The organism is Streptomyces sp. NK15101 (genome assembly GCF_020400725.1).
In the GTDB taxonomy this organism is placed as follows: Bacteria; Actinomycetota; Actinomycetes; order Streptomycetales; family Streptomycetaceae; genus Streptomyces.
In genome coordinates this window covers 66,511-86,171 of sequence record NZ_JAINVG010000030.1, presented here as the reverse complement: position 1 = coordinate 86,171, position 19,661 = coordinate 66,511, and the positions used below count along the sequence as shown (strand labels likewise).

Here is a 19,661-nt window from a genome sequence, read left to right as displayed (position 1 = left end):
GGCGGGGACCGAGAAGGTCATGCGCAGGAAGTTCTCGACGTAGCCGAGGTCGTTGCGCGGGTAGACGAAGGGGTGGCCGATCGACTTCTTGTACGCGTACGCCGCGATCGTCGGCAGCTTGGCGAGCAGCCGGATCGTGGAGAGGTGACGCTGCTGCTCGTCGAACGGGTTGTGGCTGTCCTGGTAGAAGGTGGACAGCGCGGAGACCACCGAGGACAGCATGGCCATCGGGTGGGCGTCCCGCGGGAAGCCGCGGAAGAAGTTCTTGACGTCCTCGTGGACCAGCGTGTGCTGCGTGATCTCGTTCTTGAAGGTCGCGAGCTCGTCGACCTTGGGCAGCTCACCGTTGATCAGCAGGTACGCCACCTCAAGGAAGGTGGAGCGCTCCGCCAGCTGCTCGATGGGGTAGCCGCGGTACCGCAGAATGCCCTGCTCACCGTCGAGGTAGGTGATGGCGGATTTATAGGCGGCGGTGTTGCCGTATCCGCTGTCCAGGGTGACCAGTCCGGTCTGGGCTCGGAGTTTGCCGATGTCGAAGCCCTTGTCGCCGACGGTGCTCTCGACCACCGGGTAGGTGTATTCACCGTCCGCGTACCGCAGTACTACAGAGTTGTCGCTCACGTCATCCCTCACCGACGTAGTGCCTCTTCTTCGAGGTGCCCTGACTGTCTCTACCATCCCCCATTTGGCTCAGGAGAGTGCACTCGGGGTCGCTCATTGGGCCATTCGGCGGCACTCAGTGCCGCCAACCTTCATATCCTGCCCCCTTCGCCCCGGTTCCGGTAGTCCTCCGTGATCTTTCACACGAGGGCGTCCCCTGTGAGCCGATGGGCGAGTGCGGTAAAGCGCCTGCCCGCCGAGACCGTGCGGACCGCCTGGGCGATCGCCCGGCGGGAACCGACCAGGACGACCAGCTTCCGGGCCCGGGTCACGGCCGTGTAGAGCAGGTTCCGCTGGAGCATCATCCAGGCGCTCATGGTGACCGGAATCACCACCGCCGGATACTCGCTTCCCTGCGAGCGGTGGATGGTGACCGCGTACGCGTGGGCGAGCTCGTCCAGCTCGTCGAAGTCGTAGGGCACCTCCTCGTCCTCGTCCGTCCGCACGGTCAGCCGCTGCTCGACGAGGTCGAGGGCGGTGACGACGCCGACCGTACCGTTGAAGACCCCGTTGGCCCCCTTCTCGTAGTTGTTCCTGATCTGGGTCACCTTGTCCCCGACCCGGAAGACCCGGCCGCCGAACCGCTTCTCCGGGAGGTCCGGGCGGGCCGGGGTGATCGCCTGCTGGAGCAGGCCGTTCAGCGAGCCCGCGCCCGCCGGGCCCCGGTGCATGGGAGCGAGGACCTGGACGTCCCGGCGCGGGTCGAGGCCGAACTTGGCCGGAATGCGCCGGGCCGCGACGTCCACGGCGACCCGGGCGGCGTCCTCCGTCTCCTCCTCGGCGAAGAGGAAGAAGTCCGGCAGGCCCTGGGTCTGCGGCGGGGTGCCGGCGTTGATCCGGTGCGCGTTGACGACCACCCCGGACTGCTGGGCCTGCCGGAAGATCCGGGTCAGCCGCACCGCCGGTACGGGGCTGCCGGGGGAGAGCAGATCGCCGAGGACCTCGCCCGCGCCGACCGACGGCAGCTGGTCGACGTCCCCCACGAGCAGCAGGTGGGCACCCGGCGCCACGGCCTTGACCAGCTTGTTCGCGAGGAGCAGGTCGAGCATGGAGGCCTCGTCGACGACGATCAGATCGGCGTCGAGCGGCCGGTCCCGGTCGTAGGCCGCGTCCCCGCCCGGCTTCAGCTCCAGGAGCCGGTGCACGGTGGAGGCCTCGGCGCCGGTCAGCTCGGCGAGCCGCTTGGCGGCCCGTCCGGTGGGGGCGGCGAGCACGACCTTGGCCTTCTTGGCGCGGGCCAGCTCGACGATCGAACGGACCGTGAAGGACTTCCCGCAGCCCGGGCCGCCGGTCAGGACCGCGACCTTGCGGGTCAGGGCGAGCCGCACCGCCGCCTCCTGCTCGGGCGCGAGCGTCGCCCCGGTCCGGTCGGCGAGCCAGGCCAGCGCCTTGTCCCAGGGCACGTCCCGGAAGGCCGGCATCCGGTCCTCCTCGGTCCGCAGGAGCCGCCGGAGCTGCCCGGCGAGCGACAGCTCGGCCCGGTGGAAGGGGATCAGGTACACGGCGGTGACGGGCGCCCCCTCGGGCCCGGGCACGACCTCCCGCACGACCCCCTCGGGGTCCTCCGCGAGCTCGCCGAGACACTCGATGACGAGCCCGGTGTCGACCTGCAACAGCTTCACCGCGTCGGCGATCAGCCGCTCCTCGGGCAGGAAGCAGTGCCCCTGGTCGCTGGACTGCGACAGCGCGTACTGCAGGCCGGCCTTCACCCGGTCGGGGCTGTCGTGCGGGATGCCGACGGCCTGGGCGATCTTGTCGGCGGTGAGGAAGCCGATGCCCCACACGTCGGCGGCCAGGCGATAGGGCTGGTTCTTCACGACCGAGATCGACGCGTCCCCGTACTTCTTGTAGATCCGCACGGCGATGGAGGTCGACACGCCGACGCCCTGGAGGAAGACCATCACCTCCTTGATCGCCTTCTGCTCCTCCCAGGCCGCGGTGATGTTCTTGGTCCGCTTGGGACCGAGCCCCGGGACCTCGATCAGGCGCGCGGGCGCCTCTTCGAGGATGTCGAGGGTGTCGAGCCCGAAGTGCTGCGTGATGCGGTCGGCGAAGACGGGGCCGATGCCCTTGATGAGCCCGGACCCGAGATAACGCCGGATGCCCTGGATGGTGGCGGGCAGCACGGTCGTGTAGTTCTCGACGGTGAACTGCTTGCCGTACTGCGGATGCGACCCCCAGCGGCCCTCCATCCGCAGCGACTCCCCCGGCTGCGCGCCGAGCAGCGCACCGACCACCGTGAGGAGGTCCCCGGCCCCCCGCCCGGTGTCGACCCGGGCGACGGTGTACCCGCTCTCCTCGTTGGCGTACGTGATTCTCTCCAGCACCCCCTCGACGACGGCGGGGCGGTACGGCTGACCCTCGTTGGACATGCCTCGACCGTAGCGAACCCCGCCGACAACGGGTGCGGGACCGCGGACGACTCCGTCGCGGGGGCCGGTCCGAGCCACCATGTGGGAAGGGTGGGCCTTCTTCCCGCATGACGCAATGGAGGCAGGTCATGGGCGTGACCAACGTGGACGTGGACGATGACGTGCTCGCCGAGGCCGCGAAACCGCTCGGCACGACCACGAAGAAGGACACGATCAACACAGCGTTGGAAGAGGTCATAAGGCGTCACCGCCGCCGGGCGGCCTTCCAGCGTCTCGCGGAGCGCGGGGCGCGGGGGGAACTGGAGCGCACGCGCCGGGACTGGGAAGCCCGCAAGGCCGCCCAGCACGGCGGGGACACCGAGTGATCGCCTATCTCATCGACACCAGCGCGTACGTCCACTTCGGCACCGACCCCGCGGCACAGCGCCGCTGGGAGGCCGAGATCGAGACCGGAGCCATCGGCATGTGCGAGGCCACCCGGGCGGAGATCCTTTTCAGCGCCGTCGGACCGGACGACCGCGAAGAGATCGACGAGGACCTCACCGCCCTGTTCGCGCCGGTGCGCGTCCCCCGAGGACGCGTGGCGCCGGGTGGAGACCGACCGGGACAAACTGACACGGAAGGGGCAGCACCGCGCGGCAGGCGTCGTCGATCTCCTCCTCTGCGCCACGGCGGTGCACCACGGATCGACCCTCCTGCACAGGGACGACGACTTCGCCACGGTCGCCCGCGTCCTCAAGGAGGTCGCGCAACAGGACGTGCGGCATCCGGGCAGATGACCGTCCTCACACGTCCAGGAACGCCTCCAGGGTCTCCTCCAGGACCTCCACGCCGTCCCTCGACCACAGCTCGTCGTTGAAGAGCTCCACCTCGACCGGGCCCGTGTACCCCGCCTTCTCGACCAGGTCGGCCCAGGCGCGGAGGTCGATCACCCCGTCGCCCAGCTGCCCCCGGCCATTGAGGACGCCGGCCGGGAGCGGGGTGGTCCAGTCGGCGAGCTGGAAGGAGTGGATGCGACCCGCCGCACCCGCGCGTTCCACCGCCGCCGGGGCCCGGTCGTCCCACCAGAGGTGGTACGTGTCGACCGTGACGCCGACCTGGGAGGCGGGGAAGCGCTCCGCGATCTCCAGCGCCTGGTCCAGCGTCGAGACCGCGCAGCGGTCGGAGGCGTACATGGGGTGGAGCGGTTCGATCGCCAGACGGATTCCGCGTTCGCCCGCGTAGGGGGCCAGCGCGCCGATCGCCTCGGCGATGCGGGCCCGGGCGGAGGGCAGGTCGGGGCAGGCCGGGGTGAGGCCGCCGGAGACCAGGACCAGGGTGTCGGTGCCGAGGGTGACGGCCTCGTCGATCGCCGCGCGGTTCTCCGCCTCCCAGCCGTCCGAGGTGAAGAAGCCGCCCCGGCAGAGGGTGGTGACGGCGAGCCCCGCGTCCCGCACGAGGGCGGCCGCGGCCTCCACTCCGTACTCCCGGACCGGCTCGCGCCACAGGCCGACGCCGGGGACGCCGAGCCGGACGCACTCCCGCACGAGCTCGGGGAGGGCCAGCTGCTTCACCGTCATCTGGTTGACGCCGAGGCGGTCGAGGTTCACCGGGGCACTCCGTACACGGTGAGGAGCGAGCGCATCCGGGACTCCGCGCGGGCCGGGTCCGGGAACAGGCCCAGGCCGTCGGCGAGTTCGTAGGCGCGGGCCAGGTGCGGGAGCGAGCGGGCGGACTGCAGGCCGCCGACCATCGCGAAGTGGTCCTGGTGGCCCGCCAGCCAGGCGAGGAACACCACGCCCGTCTTGTAGAAGCGGGTGGGGGCCCGGAAGAGGTGCCGGGAGAGGGCGACCGTGGGGTCGAGGGTCTTGCGGAAGCCCGTCACGTCACCGGTGTCGAGGATCCGGACCGCCTCGGCCGCCAGCGGGCCCAGCGGGTCGAAGACGCCGAGCAGGGCGTGGCTGAAGCCCTGCTCGTCGCCCGCGATCAGCTCCGGGTAGTGGAAGTCGTCGCCCGTGTAGCAGCGGACGCCCTCCGGGAGGCGGCGGCGCAGCTCGACCTCGCGCCGGGCGTCGAGGAGGGAGACCTTGATGCCGTCGACCTTGTCGGGGTGGGCCCTGATCACGTCGAGGAAGGTCTCGGTGGCGGCGTCGAGGTCGGACGAGCCCCAGTAGCCGTCGAGCGCCGGGTCGAACATCGGGCCCAGCCAGTGCAGGATCACGGGCTCGGCCGCCTGCCGCAGGAGGTGCCCGTAGAGGTCGAGGTAGTGCTCGGGGCCTGAGGCTTCGGCGGCGAGGGCGCGGGAGGCCATGAGGACGGCCTGCGCGCCCGACTCCTCGACGACCGCGAGCTGTTCCTCGTACGCCGCGCGGATCTCCGGGAGGGTGCCGCCCGTGATCTGGTCGGTGCCGACGCCGCAGGCGATCCGGCCGCCGACCGCCCTGGCCTCGGCGGCGGACCGGCGGATCAGCTCGGCCGCGCCCGCCCAGTCGAGGCCCATCCCGCGCTGGGCGGTGTCCATGGCCTCGGCGACCCCCAGGCCGTGGGACCAGAGGTGGCGGCGGAAGGCGAGGGTGGCGTCCCAGTCGACGGCGGCCGGGGAGTCGGGGGTGGTGTCGGCGTACGGGTCGGCGACGACGTGCGCGGCGGAGAAGACCGTACGGGAGGTCGGGGGGCCGGCCGCGGAGAGCGCGAGCGGCTCGGTGCGGGGCTCGTACGCGCGCGTGGAGCCGTCCGGGAGGGGCAGGCGGAGCGTCACAGGGTCACCTCCGGGACCTCCAGGCGGCGGCCCTCGGCGGCGGACCTCAGGCCCAGTTCGGCGAGCTGGACGCCGCGGGCGCCGGCGAGGAGGTCCCAGCGGTACGGCTCGTCGAGCGCGACGTGCCGGAGGAACAGCTCCCACTGGGCCTTGAAGCCGTTGTCGAACTCGGCGTTGTCGGGGACCTCCTGCCACTGGTCGCGGAAGGAGTGGGCCGCGGGGATGTCGGGGTTCCAGACCGGCTTGGGGGTCAGGCTCCGGTGCTGGACGCGGCAGTTGCGCAGGCCCGCGACGGCGGAGCCGTGGGTGCCGTCGACCTGGAACTCGACGAGCTCGTCGCGGTTGACGCGGACCGTCCAGGAGGAGTTGATCTGGGCGATGGCGCCGCCCTCCAGCTGGAAGATGCCGTACGCGGCGTCGTCGGCGGTGGCCTCGTAGGGCTTGCCGTGCTCGTCCCAGCGGCGCGGGACGTGGGTGGCGACCTGGGCGGTGACGGAGGTGACCCGGCCGAAGAGCTCGTGGAGCACGTACTCCCAGTGCGGGAACATGTCGACGACGATGCCGCCGCCGTCCTCCGCGCGGTAGTTCCAGCTGGGGCGCTGGGCGTCCTGCCAGTCGCCCTCGAAGACCCAGTAGCCGAACTCGCCGCGCACGGACAGGATCTCGCCGAAGAAGCCGCCGTCGACGAGGCGCTTGAGCTTGAGCAGTCCGGGGAGGAAGAGCTTGTCCTGGACGACGCCGTGCTTGACGCCCTTCTCGGTGGCGAGGCGGGCGAGTTCGAGGGCGCCGGCGAGGTCGGCGGCGGTGGGCTTCTCGGTGTAGACGTGCTTGCCGGCGGCGATGGCCTTGGTGAGGGCGTCGACCCGGGCGGAGGTGACCTGGGCGTCGAAGTAGACGTCGACGCCGTCGTCGGCGAGGACGGCGTCGAGGTCGGTGGACCACTCGGTGAGGCCGTGGCGCTCGGCGAGGGCGCGCAGGGCGTGCTCGCGGCGGCCGACGAGGACGGGCTCGGGCCAGAGGGTCTCGCCGTTGCCGAGGTCGAGGCCGCCCTGTTCGCGCAGGGCGAGGATCGAGCGGACGAGGTGCTGGCGGTGTCCCATGCGCCCGGTGACGCCGTTCATGGCGATGCGGACTGTCCTGCGTGTCACGAGGGTTCCTCTCCGAGGTGCTCGGCGCCGTCGCTCCATCCGGATAGAAAGCGCTTTCCATCGAGGATGACGCTAGCCTGCCGACATCACCGCCGACAAGGGCCCTGGAGGTACGCACGCGATGACCGTCACCCTGGCGGACGTGGCCGCCCGCGCACGGGTCTCCCCCGCCACCGTCTCCCGCGTCCTGAACGGCAACTACCCGGTCGCCGCGTCGACCCGGGAGCGGGTGCTGAAGGCCGTGGACGAGCTCGACTACGTCCTCAACGGCCCCGCGAGCGCCCTCGCCGCCGCCACCTCCGACCTGGTCGGCGTGCTCGTCAACGACATCGCCGACCCGTTCTTCGGGATCATGGCGAGCGCGGCGCAGAGCGCGATCGGGGAGAGCGCCACGGGACGCGGCGGGGGCGAGAAGCTCGCCGTCGTCTGCAACACCGGCGGCTCCCCCGAGCGCGAGCTGACCTACCTCACCCTGCTCCAGCGGCAGCGGGCCGCGGCCGTGATCCTCATGGGCGGCTCGCTGGAGGACCCCGAGCACCTCGCGGCGACGGCCGGCAAGCTGACGAAGCTGGCGGAGGCGGGGACCCGGATCGTGTTGTGCGGGCGGCCGCCGGTGACCGGCGACGCGAGCGCGGCGGCCCTCGTCTTCGACAACCGCGCCGGCGCGCGCCGCCTCACCGAGCACCTCCTCGGCCTCGGCCACCGGCGGATCGGCTACGTGGCGGGCCCGGCCGACCGCACCACCACCCGGCACCGCCTGGAGGGCCACCGGGAGGCGCTCGCGGCGGCGGGGGTCCCCGAGGGGCCCACGGTCCACGGGTCGTACGACCGCCGCTCCGGGCACGAGGCGACGGCCGAGCTCCTCGCCCGCGACCCGCACCTCACGGCCGTCGTCGCGGCCAACGACACGGTGGCCCTGGGCGTCTGCGCGGCCCTGCGGGAGCGGGGGCTCTCCATCCCCGGGGACGTGTCGGTCGCGGGCTTCGACGACCTGCCGTTCTCGGTGGACGCGGTCCCCGCCCTCACGACCGTCCGCCTCCCGCTCCACGAGGCGGGCGTCCGCGCGGGCCGCCTGGCCATGTCCGCGGAGGAGCCCCCGGCGGGCGGCGTGGAGACGGTCCCGGGGGAGCTGGTGACCAGGGGGTCGACGGCGGGGCCGCGGGGGTAGCGAGGCGCTGCGGTGAGGTGTCTGCGTACGGAGGCCCCGATGACGCCGCCCGTCATGGATACGCCCAGCGCCCGGGAGGCGTCGGCACCCGGGACGACGACTTCGAGAAGAAGCGCCGCATGTACGCGGAGTGCGCGATCCCGCTCTACGTGATCATCGACCCGGCCGAGAACGTCTGCACCGTCCACAGCAGGCCCGCCCGCACCGGCGCCTGCACCGAGCAGGCGACGATCCCCTTCGGCGAGGACCTCGTGCTGCCCCTCGAAGGGCGCGAGATCGTCGTGAAGACCGACGGGTTCCCGCGCTCCGAGAGCTGAGCTACTCGTCCGGCGTCAGGCCCGTCGCCGCGAGGACCGCGGCGACGGTCTCCTCGACCGTCTGGTCCGCGTTGTCGATCCAGACGCCCTCGCCGGAGAGTTCGGCGCGCATGGCCTCGTCGAGGAACGCCCAGTTCGTGGTCAGCTTCTTGTGACGGGCGTTGTTGCGCTCCCAGGCCTTGTCCGGGCCGGGGGCCAGGATCACCGTGTGGAACGGGGCCGCCTTCGCGTGGGCGCGGTAGAAGTCCAGGTGGGAGCGGCGTACGACCACGTCGTCGAGGACCGGCAGGAAGCCCGCCGCGGCGAAGCTGTCCGCGAGGAGGCAGCCGTTGCGGGCGCGCAGCAGGATCTGGCGGTCCGCCTCCGGGTCGCCGTCCGGGTTCGGCCAGTGGCCACCCTGGACGATCAGCTCCTGGAGGTGGTCGACCTCGATGTGCGCGGCCCGGGCGAAACGGGCCGCGAGGGCCGCCGCGACGGTGCTCTTCCCGCTGCCCGGAATCCCCGCCAACAGGACGATTCCGGAAGCCGGTTCGGCGCTGTCGACGGTGACGTTCTCGAAGGTCATGCGGGCCTTTCCTCAGTGGCGGGACGGGGGAAAGATACGGCCCCCGGCTCGGCGGACGCCACTCTTTTCCGTCCCGTACCCCGTCCCGCGTCCCGTCCCGGCGCGAAGGACGTCAGCGCCACGCCCCCCACGAGCAGCGCCGCCGCGCACCAGCGGAGGGGGCTCACGCCCTCCCCCAGGAACAGGGCGGCCGAGGACATGCCGAAGACGGGGACGAGGAGGGAGAAGGGGGCGACGGAGGAGGCGGGGTGGCGGCGGAGGAGCCACCCCCAGGCGCCGAAGCCGAAGACCGTGGTGATCCAGGCGGCGTAGACGATGACGCCGGCACCGGTCCAGTCGAGCCCGCGCAGGGCCGCGAGGTCCCTCTCGGGGCCCTCCAGGAGGAGGGAGAGGGCGAGGAGCGGCAGGACGGGCACGGTGCTGACCCAGACCTTGAAGTTCAGCACGTCGGGCGGGGCGGCCTTGCGGGTCAGGACGTTGGAGACGCCCCAGCAGGCCGCCGCGGCGATCACCAGGGCGAAGCCGGACACGGGGCCCGCCGCGCCCTCGTCGACGGCGGCGACGCAGATGCCGGCGAGGGCGATGGCCATGCCGGCGAGCTTGCGGCGTCCGGGGCGTTCGCCGAGGGCGGCGAAGGCGAAGAGCGCGGTGAAGACGGCCTGGATCTGGAGGACGAGGGAGGAGAGTCCGGCCGGGGCCCCGAGGTGCATGCCGGTGAAGAGGAGCCCGAACTTGGCCACGCCGAGCACGAGGCCGATGCCCACGATCCACTTCCAGGCGACCTTCGGGCGGCCGACGAGGAACACCGCGGGCAGGGCGGCGACGAGGAAGCGGAGGGCGGAGAAGAGCAGCGGCGGGAAGTGGTCGAGGCCGATCTCGATGACGACGAAGTTGACCCCCCAGACGGCGGCGACCAGAGCGGCGAGGGCGATGTGGGCAGGGGCGAGTCGGCCCGGGCCGGGACCGGCCGGAGCGGTGCGTGCGGGGTGCATGCGGTCGAGCACGGCCGCCGTCGACCGTGTAGCACCAGCACGGATTCCTTCATGGCGAGATGAAGCGTTCCTACATCGTCCCTTCCGTCCAGGAGCTGCCCGTGCTGGATCTCGGCCGTCTCCGCGCGCTGCACGCCGTCGCCGTCCACGGCAGTGTCGGCGCCGCCGCCACCGCCCTCGGCTACACCCCGTCCGCGGTCTCGCAGCAGATCGCGAAGCTGGAGCGGGAGACCCGCACGACCCTGCTCGAACGCAGCGGCCGCGGCATCCGGCTCACCGACGACGCCCACCAACTGGCCTCCACGGCAAGCCGGTTGCCGGCCCTGGTCGAGGAGGCGGAGGTACGGCTCGAAGAGCGGCGCGGCCGGCCCGCCGGACGGCTCACGATCGCCTGCTTCGCGAGCGCGGCGCGCGGCCTGATGCCCCGGGCGCTCGCCGAGCCGGCCCGGCTCCACCCCGAGCTCGACGCCCGCCTCTCGGAGGTGGACCCACACCTCTCGGTCGACCTGGTGGCGCGGGGCGTGATCGACCTGGCGGTGGCGCACGACTGGGACATCGCGCCGCTGCCGACGCCGCCGGGGGTCGAGCAGCTGGTCATCGGCGACGACCTGTGCGACATCCTCGTCCACCGGGACCATCCGCTGGCGGCCCGGGAGTCGGTTCGCCGGGAGGAGCTGGCGGCCGAGCGGTGGATCTCGCAGCCGCCGGGGACGGTCTGCCACGACTGGCTCACGCGGACGCTGCGGGCGACGGGGTACGAACCGCTGATCGCCCATCAGGCGGAGGAGAACCACACGCAGGTGGCCCTGGTGGCGGCCGGTCCGGGGATCGCCCTGGTCCCGCGCCTGGGGCGGGGCGCGCTGCCGCCGGAGGTGGCGCCGGTGCGGCTCGACCCGGCGCCGGTGCGCCGGCTGCACGCCATCTGGCGGACGGGCGCGGCGCGGCGCCCGGCGATCCGGGAGACGGTCCGTACGCTCCAGGAGCTCTGGCCCTCGATCGCCTCCGCGGGGTGATCGAGGGCCGGGGGTTCCGATTCCTGCGCGGATCCTTGACCTGGCAGTTACTTTCGGGCTATCCGTGACACCTTGGCAGTTTCCTTCAATCTGCACGGCCGGAAGGAGCATCAGTTGCACCACCGCGCCCCCGCCCCCTCCCGACGCACCCTCCTCACGGTGACCGCCGCAGCCGCCGCGGCGGCCGTCACCGGCACCCTCGCCCCCGCCGCCCACGCGGAGACGGCGGAGACGGACGACCTCCGGCTCCGGCGGATCATCGACCGGATGTCGCTGGAGGAGAAGGTCGGCCAGCTCTTCGTGATGCGGGTCTACGGCCACTCCGCCACCGCCCCCGACCAGGCCGACGTCGACGCCAACCTCGCCGAGATCGGCGTCCGCACCGCGGCCGAGCTCGTCGAGCGCTACCACGTGGGCGGGATCATCTACTTCGCCTGGGCCCACAACACACGCGACCCGCAGCAGATCGCCGCGCTCTCCAACGGCATCCAGCAGGCGGCGCTCGCCCGGCCCACCCCGGTCCCGGTGCTCATCTCCACCGACCAGGAGCACGGCATCGTCTGCCGGGTCGGCAAGCCCGCCACCCTGCTGCCCGGCGCGATGGCCCTCGGCGCCGGCGGCTCGCACGCGGACGCCCGCAAGGCCGCCCAGATCGCGGGCGAGGAGCTCGCCGCCCTCGGCATCCGGCAGAACTACGCCCCCGTCGCCGACGTGAACGTCAACCCGGCCAACCCCGTCATCGGCGTCCGCTCCTTCGGCTCCGACCCGCAGGCCGTCGCCGGCCTGGTCGCCGCCCAGGTGAAGGGGTACCAGCGGGCCGGGGTCGCGGCCACCGCCAAGCACTTCCCCGGCCACGGCGACACCGCCGTCGACAGCCACTACGGCCTGCCGACGATCACCCACACCCGGGAGCAGTGGGCCGCGCTCGACGCGCCGCCGTTCCGGTCGGCGATCGACGCCGGCATCGACTCGATCATGACCGCGCACATCGTGGTCCCCGCGCTCGACCCCAGCGAGGACCCGGCGACCCTGTCCCGGCCCATCCTCACCGGCATCCTGCGCGAACAGCTCGGCTACGACGGCGTGGTGGTCACCGACTCCCTCGGCATGGAGGGCGTGCGCACCAAGTACGGCGACGAGCGCGTCCCGGTCCTCGCCCTGAAGGCCGGGGTGGACCAGCTGCTCAACCCGCCCAGGCTCGACGTGGCCTGGAACGCGGTCCTGAAGGCCGTCAGGGACGGCGAACTGACGGAGGCCCGGCTCGACGAATCGATCCTGCGGATCCTGCGGCTCAAGGCGAAGCTGGGCCTCTTCCGGCAGGCGTACGCGACCCGGGCCGCCGTCGAGCGGGTGGTCGGCTCCGAGGAGCACCTCGCCCACGCCGACCGGATCGCCGAGGCGACCACGACCCTGCTGCTCAACGAGGACGGCTTCCTGCCGCTGAGCCCGGCCACCCATCGCTCGGTCCTCGTCGTCGGCGCCGACCCGGCCTCGCCGTCCGGCACGACCGGCCCGCCGACCACGACGCTCGCGACCGCCCTCACGGAACTCGGCTTCACCGCGACCGCGCTCTCCACCGGGATCACGCCGACGGCCGCGAAGATCGAGGAGGCGGTGGCGGCGGCGGCCGGCAGGGACGTGGTCGTGGTGGGCACGTACAACGTCGGTGCCGCCAGCCCGCAGCGGACGCTCGTCGCCCGGCTCGTCGCCACCGGGGTGCCCGTCGTGACGGTCGCGATCCGCAACCCGTACGACATCGCGCGTCTCGGTGGTCAGCGGGCTTCTCTCGCGGCCTACTCCTGGACCGACGTCGAACTCCGGGCCGCCGCCCGCGTCCTGGCAGGCCGCGCCCGGCCGCTGGGGCGGCTCCCGGTCCCGGTCCAGAGCGCGGAGGACCCGGGGCGGGTGCTGTACCCGGTGGGCCACGGTCTGACGTACCCGCGCTGAGCCGCACGGGGCGGCGCCCCACCGCTCGTCGTGGGCGGTCACTCCGCCGGGGCGGCGCCCACCCCTCGCACCCCCGCTGTGGGCAGTGGTTCCGCTGGGGTAAGGGGGTCCCCCCTGCTCGAGCGGAGCCGAGAGCTCGGGGGAGGGTGGGCGCAACGGAACGGCGCCCTTGCCGGCGCCCGAGGCTCATGGGCCTGGACCCGCACCCCGTGCACAGCTCACACCTGGTGCGGGTCCAGGCGCGGAACGCGGAGGCGCCGCTATGGGCGCCGTCCCGCGTGCCCACCCGTCCCGCCCCAGCGGGACGACTGCCCACACGGGCGGGGCAGGCAGGGGGCACCGCCCAGCCGGATGCGCGCCCACCACGGGAGATGGGCACCGCCCAGCAGGGCGGTGCCCACAGGGGGTTACGGCCGCAGGCCGTGCTCGCGGGTCGCGTCCTCGTCGACCACCGCGTCGATGCGCGCATCGAACGCCGCCAGCGGCTGCGCCGCCCGGACCGCCGGAGCGGAGACACCGGCCCAGGCCAGGATCCGCGCGGTCGCGTTCTCGCGCTCGGACTCGACGAGTCCGGCGACGTTCGCGCCGTGGTTGGCGCCGGGCGCGTAGTACACGTAGCTGTCGCGCGCGCCCTTGCCGAGGTGGAACGGCTCGGAGCCCCACGGGTCGTTGCCGCCGTAGACGAAGAGCATCTGGTTCGCGTTCTTGCGGACCCAGTCGTCGACGTCCCGCATGACCCACGGCTTGAACTTCATCGGGATCTCGCGCGGCACGAAGTTGCCGGCCGGCTGGTAGCCGTAGCGGCTGAGGCCGTCCAGGTGCGGCTGCTTGATGGTGGGCGCGCCGAGCTCGGTCGCCGCCTGGTAGTAGTACGGCGTGTAGTACTCGAGGCCCTGGTCGGTGTAGGCGGACCAGCCGGAGTAGGCGTCGATCGTCTCGTAGACGGTGTCGTCGCTGGCGGTCGCCGCGTCCGGGATCTGGTCGCAGACGTTCTCGCCGTAGTACTGCCAGAAGCCCCACACGAAGTCGAGGACGACGGCCTCGTACGCCTTGTCGAGCGAGCCGACCGTGTTGAAGGTGGCGCCCTCGGACTCGGCCCAGGCCTTGTACTTCTTCTCCAGCGGCTCGCGCCGGACGAGGGCCTCGCGCTGCATGTTGTTCAGGCGGTCGCGGCAGTCCTTCGTGCCGACGGTCTCGAAGAACCGGTCGTAGGCCGAGTCCTCCTTGTTGACCACGTCGTTGGGGGCCACGTAGGCGACGACGCCGTCCATGTCGCGCGGGTAGAAGCGCTCGTAGTACGTGGCGGTCATGCCGCCCTTGGAGGCGCCGGTGGACAGCCAGTTCTGGCCGTAGATCGACTTCAGCGCCGTGTAGATGCGGTGCTGGTCGCTGGCCGCCTGCCAGATGTCGAGCTTCGACCAGTCGGCGGGCTGCGGGCGGGACGGCGTGAAGAAGCGGTACTCCATGGAGACCTGGTTGCCGTCGATGATCCGGGTCGGCTCGGACCGGCTCGGCGTGGTGGAAAGCCCGTAGCCGCTGGTGCGGAAGACGGTGGGGCGGCTCGTGTCCTTGTGGAGGACCGAGATCCGCTGCTTGAACGTGCCCGCCCACGGGCGGTGGTGGTCGATCGGCTGGACGTAGTCCAGGACGAAGTAACGGTAGCCGGCGTACGGCTTCTCCTCGATCAGGCTCATCCCGGGGATCGCCAGGATGCGGTCCTTGATGTCGGTGCTCGTGCTCTGCGAGTCGACGACGGCCGCGCTGTCGGTCTCCGTGTCCGCGGCGGTAGCCACACCGGTCGACCCGACGGTGCCTATGAGCACCGAAAGCGACAGCGCCCATCTCAGCGACTTGCGCATTCACCCTCCCCTTGGTTCACAACGGTGTCGCGAACCTAGCGGGGACAACGTGCGGACCGCCAGACCCAGTTGATCCTTACTCTTGGACTTATCCGCACATCAGCACAGGATCCAGCCCGTCGCGGTCCCGCGGCCCGCCACCGAACCGGTCGCCCGGACGCAGCGGTTGAGCGCGTGGACGGTCAGGGGGCCGGCCTGCCGGTCGAACCGGCCCGACCGGACGACGGGGCGGGCGCCGCGCGGCTGGAGCGACACGGCCATCGCGCGCCGGGGGCCGGGGCGTTTGGCGACGGTGACGGCGCAGACGTACTGACGGGTCCGGTAGAGGCGCAGCTCCCCGGTGGCGAAGGTGATCGTCCGGGTGGGCCGGCCGTGGCAGACGGAGACGGCGTCGGCGGTCCCGCCGCCGGGGCCGGGTCCGGGGAGGAGGAGCAGCGTGAGGGCGGCGAGGAGCGGGACGAGCACGCGGGCGAGGGCGCGGGCGGGCGCGGGGCGGTCGTCCCCTTCGGACCGGTCCGTGGTCATGCGTTCCCCTCCCTGGGCGAGTCGTCGTACGGCCGTACGACGCACGGAGTCCCGGAATGGTTGCCTCCGGACGTGTCGGTCATCCGAAGGTCGTCATGACCAGCGTCAGGAAGACGGCCTCCGCGCCGAACTGGACGCGGAACGCGACCCGGCCGACGGCGGTACGGGGCGTGCCCTGGGCGAGCGCGAAGGCCAGGGCCGCCAGCACCAGGCTCGCGACGTACGGATGGCCGGGGGTGGAGCCGCAGCCGTCCCCGTAGGCGATGCAGCGGCCGGCGTTCTCCGCGGTGAGGGCGACGAGGCCGGCGAGCACGGTCGCCGGGACGAGGAGGGCCGCCCAGATCAGGGACAGCTTCCGCAGCCGCCGGCCGTCCGCGGGGGAGGAGACGGCGGACTGGACGGTGGCGGGGGCGTGGTGGCTCATGCCCCGATCCAAGCCCGCGGGACGACGGCGGGGGATCCGCCGGGATACTCACCCGGCGGATCCCCCGTACTCAGACCACTCGGACCGGACCCGCGGACCCGCGTCCCGGTCCGCGGCTCAGACCCGCTCCGGCTCCGTCTCCTCCGCCTCGCCGATGAAGGTGTTCCACAGCGTGGCGTACCGGCCGCCCAGGGCGAGGAGTTCGTCGTGGGTGCCGTCCTCCGCGACCCGGCCGTGGTCCATGACGACCACGCGGTCGGCGCGGGCGGCCGTCGTCAGCCGGTGGGCGACCACGAGCGTCGTGCGGCGGCCCGCGAGCCGGTCGGTGGCCTGGTTGACCTGGGCCTCGGTCGCCAGGTCCAGGGCCGCCGTGGCCTCGTCCAGGAGCAGGACGTCCGGGTCGACGAGCTCGGCGCGGGCCAGGGCGATCAGCTGGCGCTGCCCGGCGGAGAGGTTCCGGCCGCGCTCGGCGACCTCGTGGAGGTAGCCGCCGTCGAGGGTGGCGATCATGTCGTGGGCGCCGACCGCGCGGGCCGCCGCCTCGACCTCGGCGTCGGTCGCCTCGGGACGGCCGTACGCGATGGCGTCGCGGATCGTCCCGGCGAAGAGGTACGCCTCCTGGGGGACGACACCGAGCCGGTGGCGGTACGCGGTGAGGTCGAGGTCCCGCAGGTCGGTGCCGTCGGCGGTGACCCGGCCGCTCGTCGGGTCGTAGAACCGGGCGACCAGCTTGACCAGCGTGGACTTCCCGGCGCCGGTCTCGCCGACGAAGGCGACGGTCTGCCCGGCGGGGATCCGCAGGTCGATCCCGGTGAGGGCCTCTTCCTCGTCCCCGTACGCGAAGGAGACGCCCTCGAAGGCGATCTCGCCGCGGAGCGAGAGGACGTCCAGGGGCGCGTCGGCGGCGGCCGTCGACGTCGGCTCCCGGAGGAGCTCCTGCATCCGCTTCAGCGAGACGGCGGCCTGCTGGTAGCCGTCGAAGACCTGCGAGAGCTGCTGCACGGGGGCGAAGAAGAGGTCGATGTAGAGGAGGTAGGCGACGAGGGCGCCGGTGGTGAGGGTGCCGGCCTCGATGCGGTTCGCGCCGACGATCAGGACGGCGGCGGCCGCGGCCGAGGACAGCAGGGTCACGAACGGGAAGTAGACCGAGATCAGCCACTGGCCCCGGACGCGCGCCTCGCGGTACGAGTCGCTGCGCTCCGCGAACCGGGCCGCGCCCGAGCGCTCGCGGCGGAAGGCCTGCACGATCCGCAGGCCGGAGACCGACTCCTGGAGGTCGGCGTTGACGACGCTGATCCGCTCGCGCGCCAGCTCGTAGGCCTTCACGCTGGAGCGGCGGAAGTAGTACGTGGCGACGGCGAGGACCGGCAGGGTCGCGAAGACGACCAGGGCGAGCTGGAGGTCGAGCACCAGCAGCGCGACCATGATCCCGAAGAAGGTGACGACCGAGACGAAGGCGGTGACCAGGCCCGTCTGCAGGAACGTCGACAGGGCGTCGACGTCCGTGGTCATCCGGGTCATGATCCGGCCGGTCAGCTCGCGCTCGTAGTAGTCGAGGCCGAGCCGCTGGAGCTGGGCGAAGATCTTCAGGCGCAGCGCGTAGAGCACCCGCTCGCCGGTGCGGCCGGTCATCCGGGTCTCGGCGGTCTGCGCGACCCACTGCACGAGGACGGTGAGCAGGGCGAGCGCGGAGGCCGCCCAGACGGCGCCGATCGCGAGCCGGTTCACGCCCTCGTCGATGCCGTGCCGGATCAGGACCGGAAGCAACAGGCCGGCGCCCGCGTCGAGGGCGACCAGACCGAGGCTGATGAGCAGCGGGGCGCCGAAGCCGCGCAGGAGACGGCGCAGCCCGTAGGCGTCCTCGGGCGCCACGGCCCGGGCCTCGTCGATGTCGGGGGTGTCGGTGGCGGGCGGCAGGGCCTCGACGGCGGCGAGCAGCTCGGGGGTCGCCCCGGGGGCGGGGCTCTCGCGGCCGGTGGTCTCGTCCCGTACCCACAGGGTGGGGGTGATGCCCCGCTCGGCGTCGAACTCGGCGTCCAGCTCGGCCCGCAGCGTGCGGTCCTCGGGGAGCTCCGCCGGCGTGACGTGGCCGGGCGAGACGGCGCCGAGCTCCTCGGGGTCGGTGAGGAGGCGGCGGAAGAGCGGGGAGCGCTCCTCCAGCTCGGCATGAGTGCCGATGTCGGCGAGGCGGCCTTCGTCGAGGACGGCGATGCGGTCGGCGAGGCCGAGGGTGGAGCGGCGGTGCGCGATGAGCAGGGTCGTGCGGCCCGCCATCACCGACTTCAGGGCCTCGTGGATCTCGTGCTCGACCTTGGCGTCGACGGCGGAGGTGGCGTCGTCGAGGAGGAGGAGCCGGGGGTCGGTGAGGATCGCGCGGGCGAGCGCGACGCGCTGGCGCTGGCCGCCGGAGAGGGTGAGGCCGTGCTCGCCGACCTTGGTGTCGTAGCCCTCGGGCAGCTCGGCGATGAAACGGTCCGCCTGGGCGGCGCGGGCGGCGGTCTCGATCTGCTCCCGGGTGGCGTCGGGGACGCCGTACGCGATGTTCGCGGCGACCGTGTCGGAGAAGAGGAAGGAGTCCTCGGGGACCAGGCCGACGGCGGCGCGCAGCGAGTCGAGGGTGAGCTCGCGGACGTCGTGGCCGCCGACGAGGACGGCGCCGTGGGTGACGTCGTAGAAGCGGGGCAGGAGGAGCGAGACGGTCGACTTGCCGGAGCCGGAGGCGCCGACGACGGCGACGGTCTCGCCGGGGCGGATCTCCAGGGAGAACCCGTCGAGGACGGGCTTGACATTGCCGGAGGCACCCTCATATCCGAAGGACACGTCGTCGAACTCGACGGTGGCGGGCGCGTCCGCCGGAAGCTCCTTGGCGCCGTCCTTGATCACCGGCTCGGTGTCGATGAGGTCGTAGACCCGCTCGACGCCGGCCCGGGCCTGCTGGCCGACGGTGAGGACCATGGCGAGCATGCGGACCGGGCCGACGAGGGAGGCCAGGTAGGAGGAGAAGGCGACGAAGGTGCCCAGGGTGATCTGGTGCCGGTAGGCGAGCCAGCCGCCGAGCGCGAGGACCGCGACCTGACCGAGGGCGGGCACGGCCTGGAGGGCCGGGGTGTACTTGGCGTTCAGCCGGATCGTCCGCAGCCGGCCGGCGAAGAGCTTCCGCCCGGCCTCGCGGATCTTGCCGGTCTCCTGGTCCTCCTGACCGAAGCCCTTCACGACCCGGACGCCGGTCACGGCCCCGTCGACGACGCCGGCGACGAGGGCGGCCTGCTGCTGCGCGTGCCAGGTGGCGGGGTGGAGGCGGGTGCGGCTGCGCTTGGCGATCCACCAGAGGGCGGGGGCGACGGCGAGCGCGACGAGGGTGAGCGGGATCGACAGCCAGGCCATGACGGCCAGCGAGATGAGGAACAGCAGGACGTTCCCGATGGTCATCGGGAGCATGAAGAGGAGGCCCTGGATCAGCTGGAGGTCGCTGGTGGCCCGCCCGACGACCTGCCCGGTGGACAGCTCGTCCTGCCGCCGCCCGTCGAGCCGGGTGATCGTGCCGTACATGTCGGTCCGCAGGTCGTGCTGGACGTCGAGCGCGAGACGTCCGCCGTAGTAGCGGCGGACGTAGGTGAGGAGGTAGACGAGGACGGCGGCGCCGATGAGCAGCCCCGTCCAGACGCCGAGGCTCCGGGTCTTCGTCCCGATGACGTCGTCGATGATCACCTTGGTGACGAGCGGCACGAGGGCGAGCACGGCCATGCCGGCCAGTGAGGACCCCAGGGCGAGGAGTGTGTTCGCCTTGTACCGCCACGCGTACCCGGCCAGCCTGCGCGCCCAGCCCCGCTGTTCTTGATCCGGCTCTTTGTGCCCCACCGCCGCCACGAGTGGCCTCCCGTTCGTCCTGCTCTACCGGAAGGCCCAACACGGCCGACGTGCGATTTCATCCCGC

The 19,661-nt window shown here is 72.6% G+C and carries 17 protein-coding genes; 6 read left to right on the top strand and 11 right to left on the bottom strand.

What is annotated here, in order from left to right; genetic code table 11:
* Positions 1-621 (bottom strand): citrate/2-methylcitrate synthase (locus tag K7G60_RS18235; RefSeq protein WP_308081463.1); only part of this gene is annotated, 621 nt, incomplete at its 3' end.
* 179 nt (positions 622-800) lie between these two features.
* Positions 801-3,032, bottom strand: coding sequence for an ATP-dependent RecD-like DNA helicase (locus K7G60_RS18230; protein WP_225801982.1), 2,232 nt, complete (start codon positions 3,030-3,032; stop codon positions 801-803).
* Positions 3,033-3,160: 128 nt separating this feature from the next.
* Here K7G60_RS18230 and K7G60_RS18225 point away from each other — a divergent pair, with 128 nt between their 5' ends.
* Positions 3,161-3,397, top strand: a complete 237-nt coding sequence (locus K7G60_RS18225; protein ID WP_225801981.1) for a type II toxin-antitoxin system VapB family antitoxin — start codon at positions 3,161-3,163, stop codon at positions 3,395-3,397.
* Positions 3,398-3,622: 225 nt separating this feature from the next.
* A complete protein-coding gene (locus tag K7G60_RS18220; protein ID WP_225801980.1) occupies positions 3,623-3,811 on the top strand; it encodes a PIN domain-containing protein in 189 nt (62 codons plus the stop codon).
* Positions 3,812-3,817: 6 nt separating this feature from the next.
* On the opposite strand, the gene K7G60_RS18215 is transcribed toward K7G60_RS18220, so the two are convergent.
* Genes K7G60_RS18215 through K7G60_RS18205 form a run of 3 tightly spaced genes read right to left on the bottom strand, consistent with a single transcriptional unit; the run spans position 3,818 to position 6,917 of the window.
* The gene (locus K7G60_RS18215; protein ID WP_263986047.1) at positions 3,818-4,591 is read right to left on the bottom strand and encodes a sugar phosphate isomerase/epimerase family protein; all 774 of its coding nucleotides are present in this window, start codon (positions 4,589-4,591) and stop codon (positions 3,818-3,820) included.
* A gap of 26 nt (positions 4,592-4,617) precedes the next feature.
* The gene (locus K7G60_RS18210) at positions 4,618-5,769 is read right to left on the bottom strand and encodes a dihydrodipicolinate synthase family protein (RefSeq protein WP_225801978.1); all 1,152 of its coding nucleotides are present in this window, start codon (positions 5,767-5,769) and stop codon (positions 4,618-4,620) included.
* A complete protein-coding gene (locus tag K7G60_RS18205) occupies positions 5,766-6,917 on the bottom strand; it encodes a Gfo/Idh/MocA family protein (protein WP_225801977.1) in 1,152 nt (383 codons plus the stop codon). The genes K7G60_RS18210 and K7G60_RS18205 overlap by 4 nt, the downstream gene beginning before the upstream one ends.
* A 121-nt stretch (positions 6,918-7,038) precedes the next feature.
* On the opposite strand from K7G60_RS18205, the gene K7G60_RS18200 reads away from it, so the two are divergent.
* Positions 7,039-8,085 carry a LacI family DNA-binding transcriptional regulator gene (locus K7G60_RS18200; RefSeq protein ID WP_225801976.1) on the top strand — a complete coding sequence of 349 codons (1,047 nt, stop codon included), beginning with the start codon at positions 7,039-7,041 and terminating at the stop codon, positions 8,083-8,085.
* 17 nt (positions 8,086-8,102) lie between these two features.
* The gene (locus tag K7G60_RS18195) at positions 8,103-8,402 is read left to right on the top strand and encodes a Uma2 family endonuclease (RefSeq protein WP_225801975.1); all 300 of its coding nucleotides are present in this window, start codon (positions 8,103-8,105) and stop codon (positions 8,400-8,402) included.
* A 1-nt stretch (position 8,403) separates the two neighbouring features.
* Here the strand turns inward: K7G60_RS18195 and K7G60_RS18190 are convergent, their stop codons facing one another.
* Positions 8,404-8,967, bottom strand: coding sequence for an AAA family ATPase (locus K7G60_RS18190; protein WP_225801974.1), 564 nt, complete (start codon positions 8,965-8,967; stop codon positions 8,404-8,406).
* The gene (locus tag K7G60_RS18185) at positions 8,964-9,959 is read right to left on the bottom strand and encodes an EamA family transporter (protein ID WP_225801973.1); all 996 of its coding nucleotides are present in this window, start codon (positions 9,957-9,959) and stop codon (positions 8,964-8,966) included. Before K7G60_RS18185 ends, K7G60_RS18190 begins: the two co-directional genes overlap by 4 nt.
* A 101-nt stretch (positions 9,960-10,060) precedes the next feature.
* Between K7G60_RS18185 and K7G60_RS18180 the strand changes: the two genes are divergently transcribed.
* Entirely contained in the window at positions 10,061-10,972 is a 912-nt protein-coding gene (locus K7G60_RS18180) for a LysR family transcriptional regulator (protein WP_225801985.1), read from the top strand.
* Positions 10,973-11,086: 114 nt separating this feature from the next.
* Positions 11,087-12,919 carry a glycoside hydrolase family 3 protein gene (locus tag K7G60_RS18175; protein WP_225801972.1) on the top strand — a complete coding sequence of 611 codons (1,833 nt, stop codon included), beginning with the start codon at positions 11,087-11,089 and terminating at the stop codon, positions 12,917-12,919.
* Between the two features lie 407 nt (positions 12,920-13,326).
* Here the strand turns inward: K7G60_RS18175 and K7G60_RS18170 are convergent, their stop codons facing one another.
* From K7G60_RS18170 to K7G60_RS18155, 4 genes are all read right to left on the bottom strand, one after another.
* On the bottom strand, positions 13,327-14,778 hold the full coding sequence (locus K7G60_RS18170) for an aminopeptidase (protein ID WP_225801971.1): 1,452 nt from the start codon (positions 14,776-14,778) through the stop codon (positions 13,327-13,329).
* 99 nt (positions 14,779-14,877) lie between these two features.
* Positions 14,878-15,303, bottom strand: coding sequence for a hypothetical protein (locus K7G60_RS18165; protein WP_225801970.1), 426 nt, complete (start codon positions 15,301-15,303; stop codon positions 14,878-14,880).
* Between the two features lie 79 nt (positions 15,304-15,382).
* Complete coding sequence (locus K7G60_RS18160; RefSeq protein WP_225801969.1) at positions 15,383-15,727, bottom strand: hypothetical protein; 345 nt, start codon at positions 15,725-15,727, stop codon at positions 15,383-15,385.
* Between the two features lie 117 nt (positions 15,728-15,844).
* Entirely contained in the window at positions 15,845-19,594 is a 3,750-nt protein-coding gene (locus K7G60_RS18155) for an ABC transporter ATP-binding protein (RefSeq protein WP_225801968.1), read from the bottom strand.
* Positions 19,595-19,661: the final 67 nt, after the last annotated feature.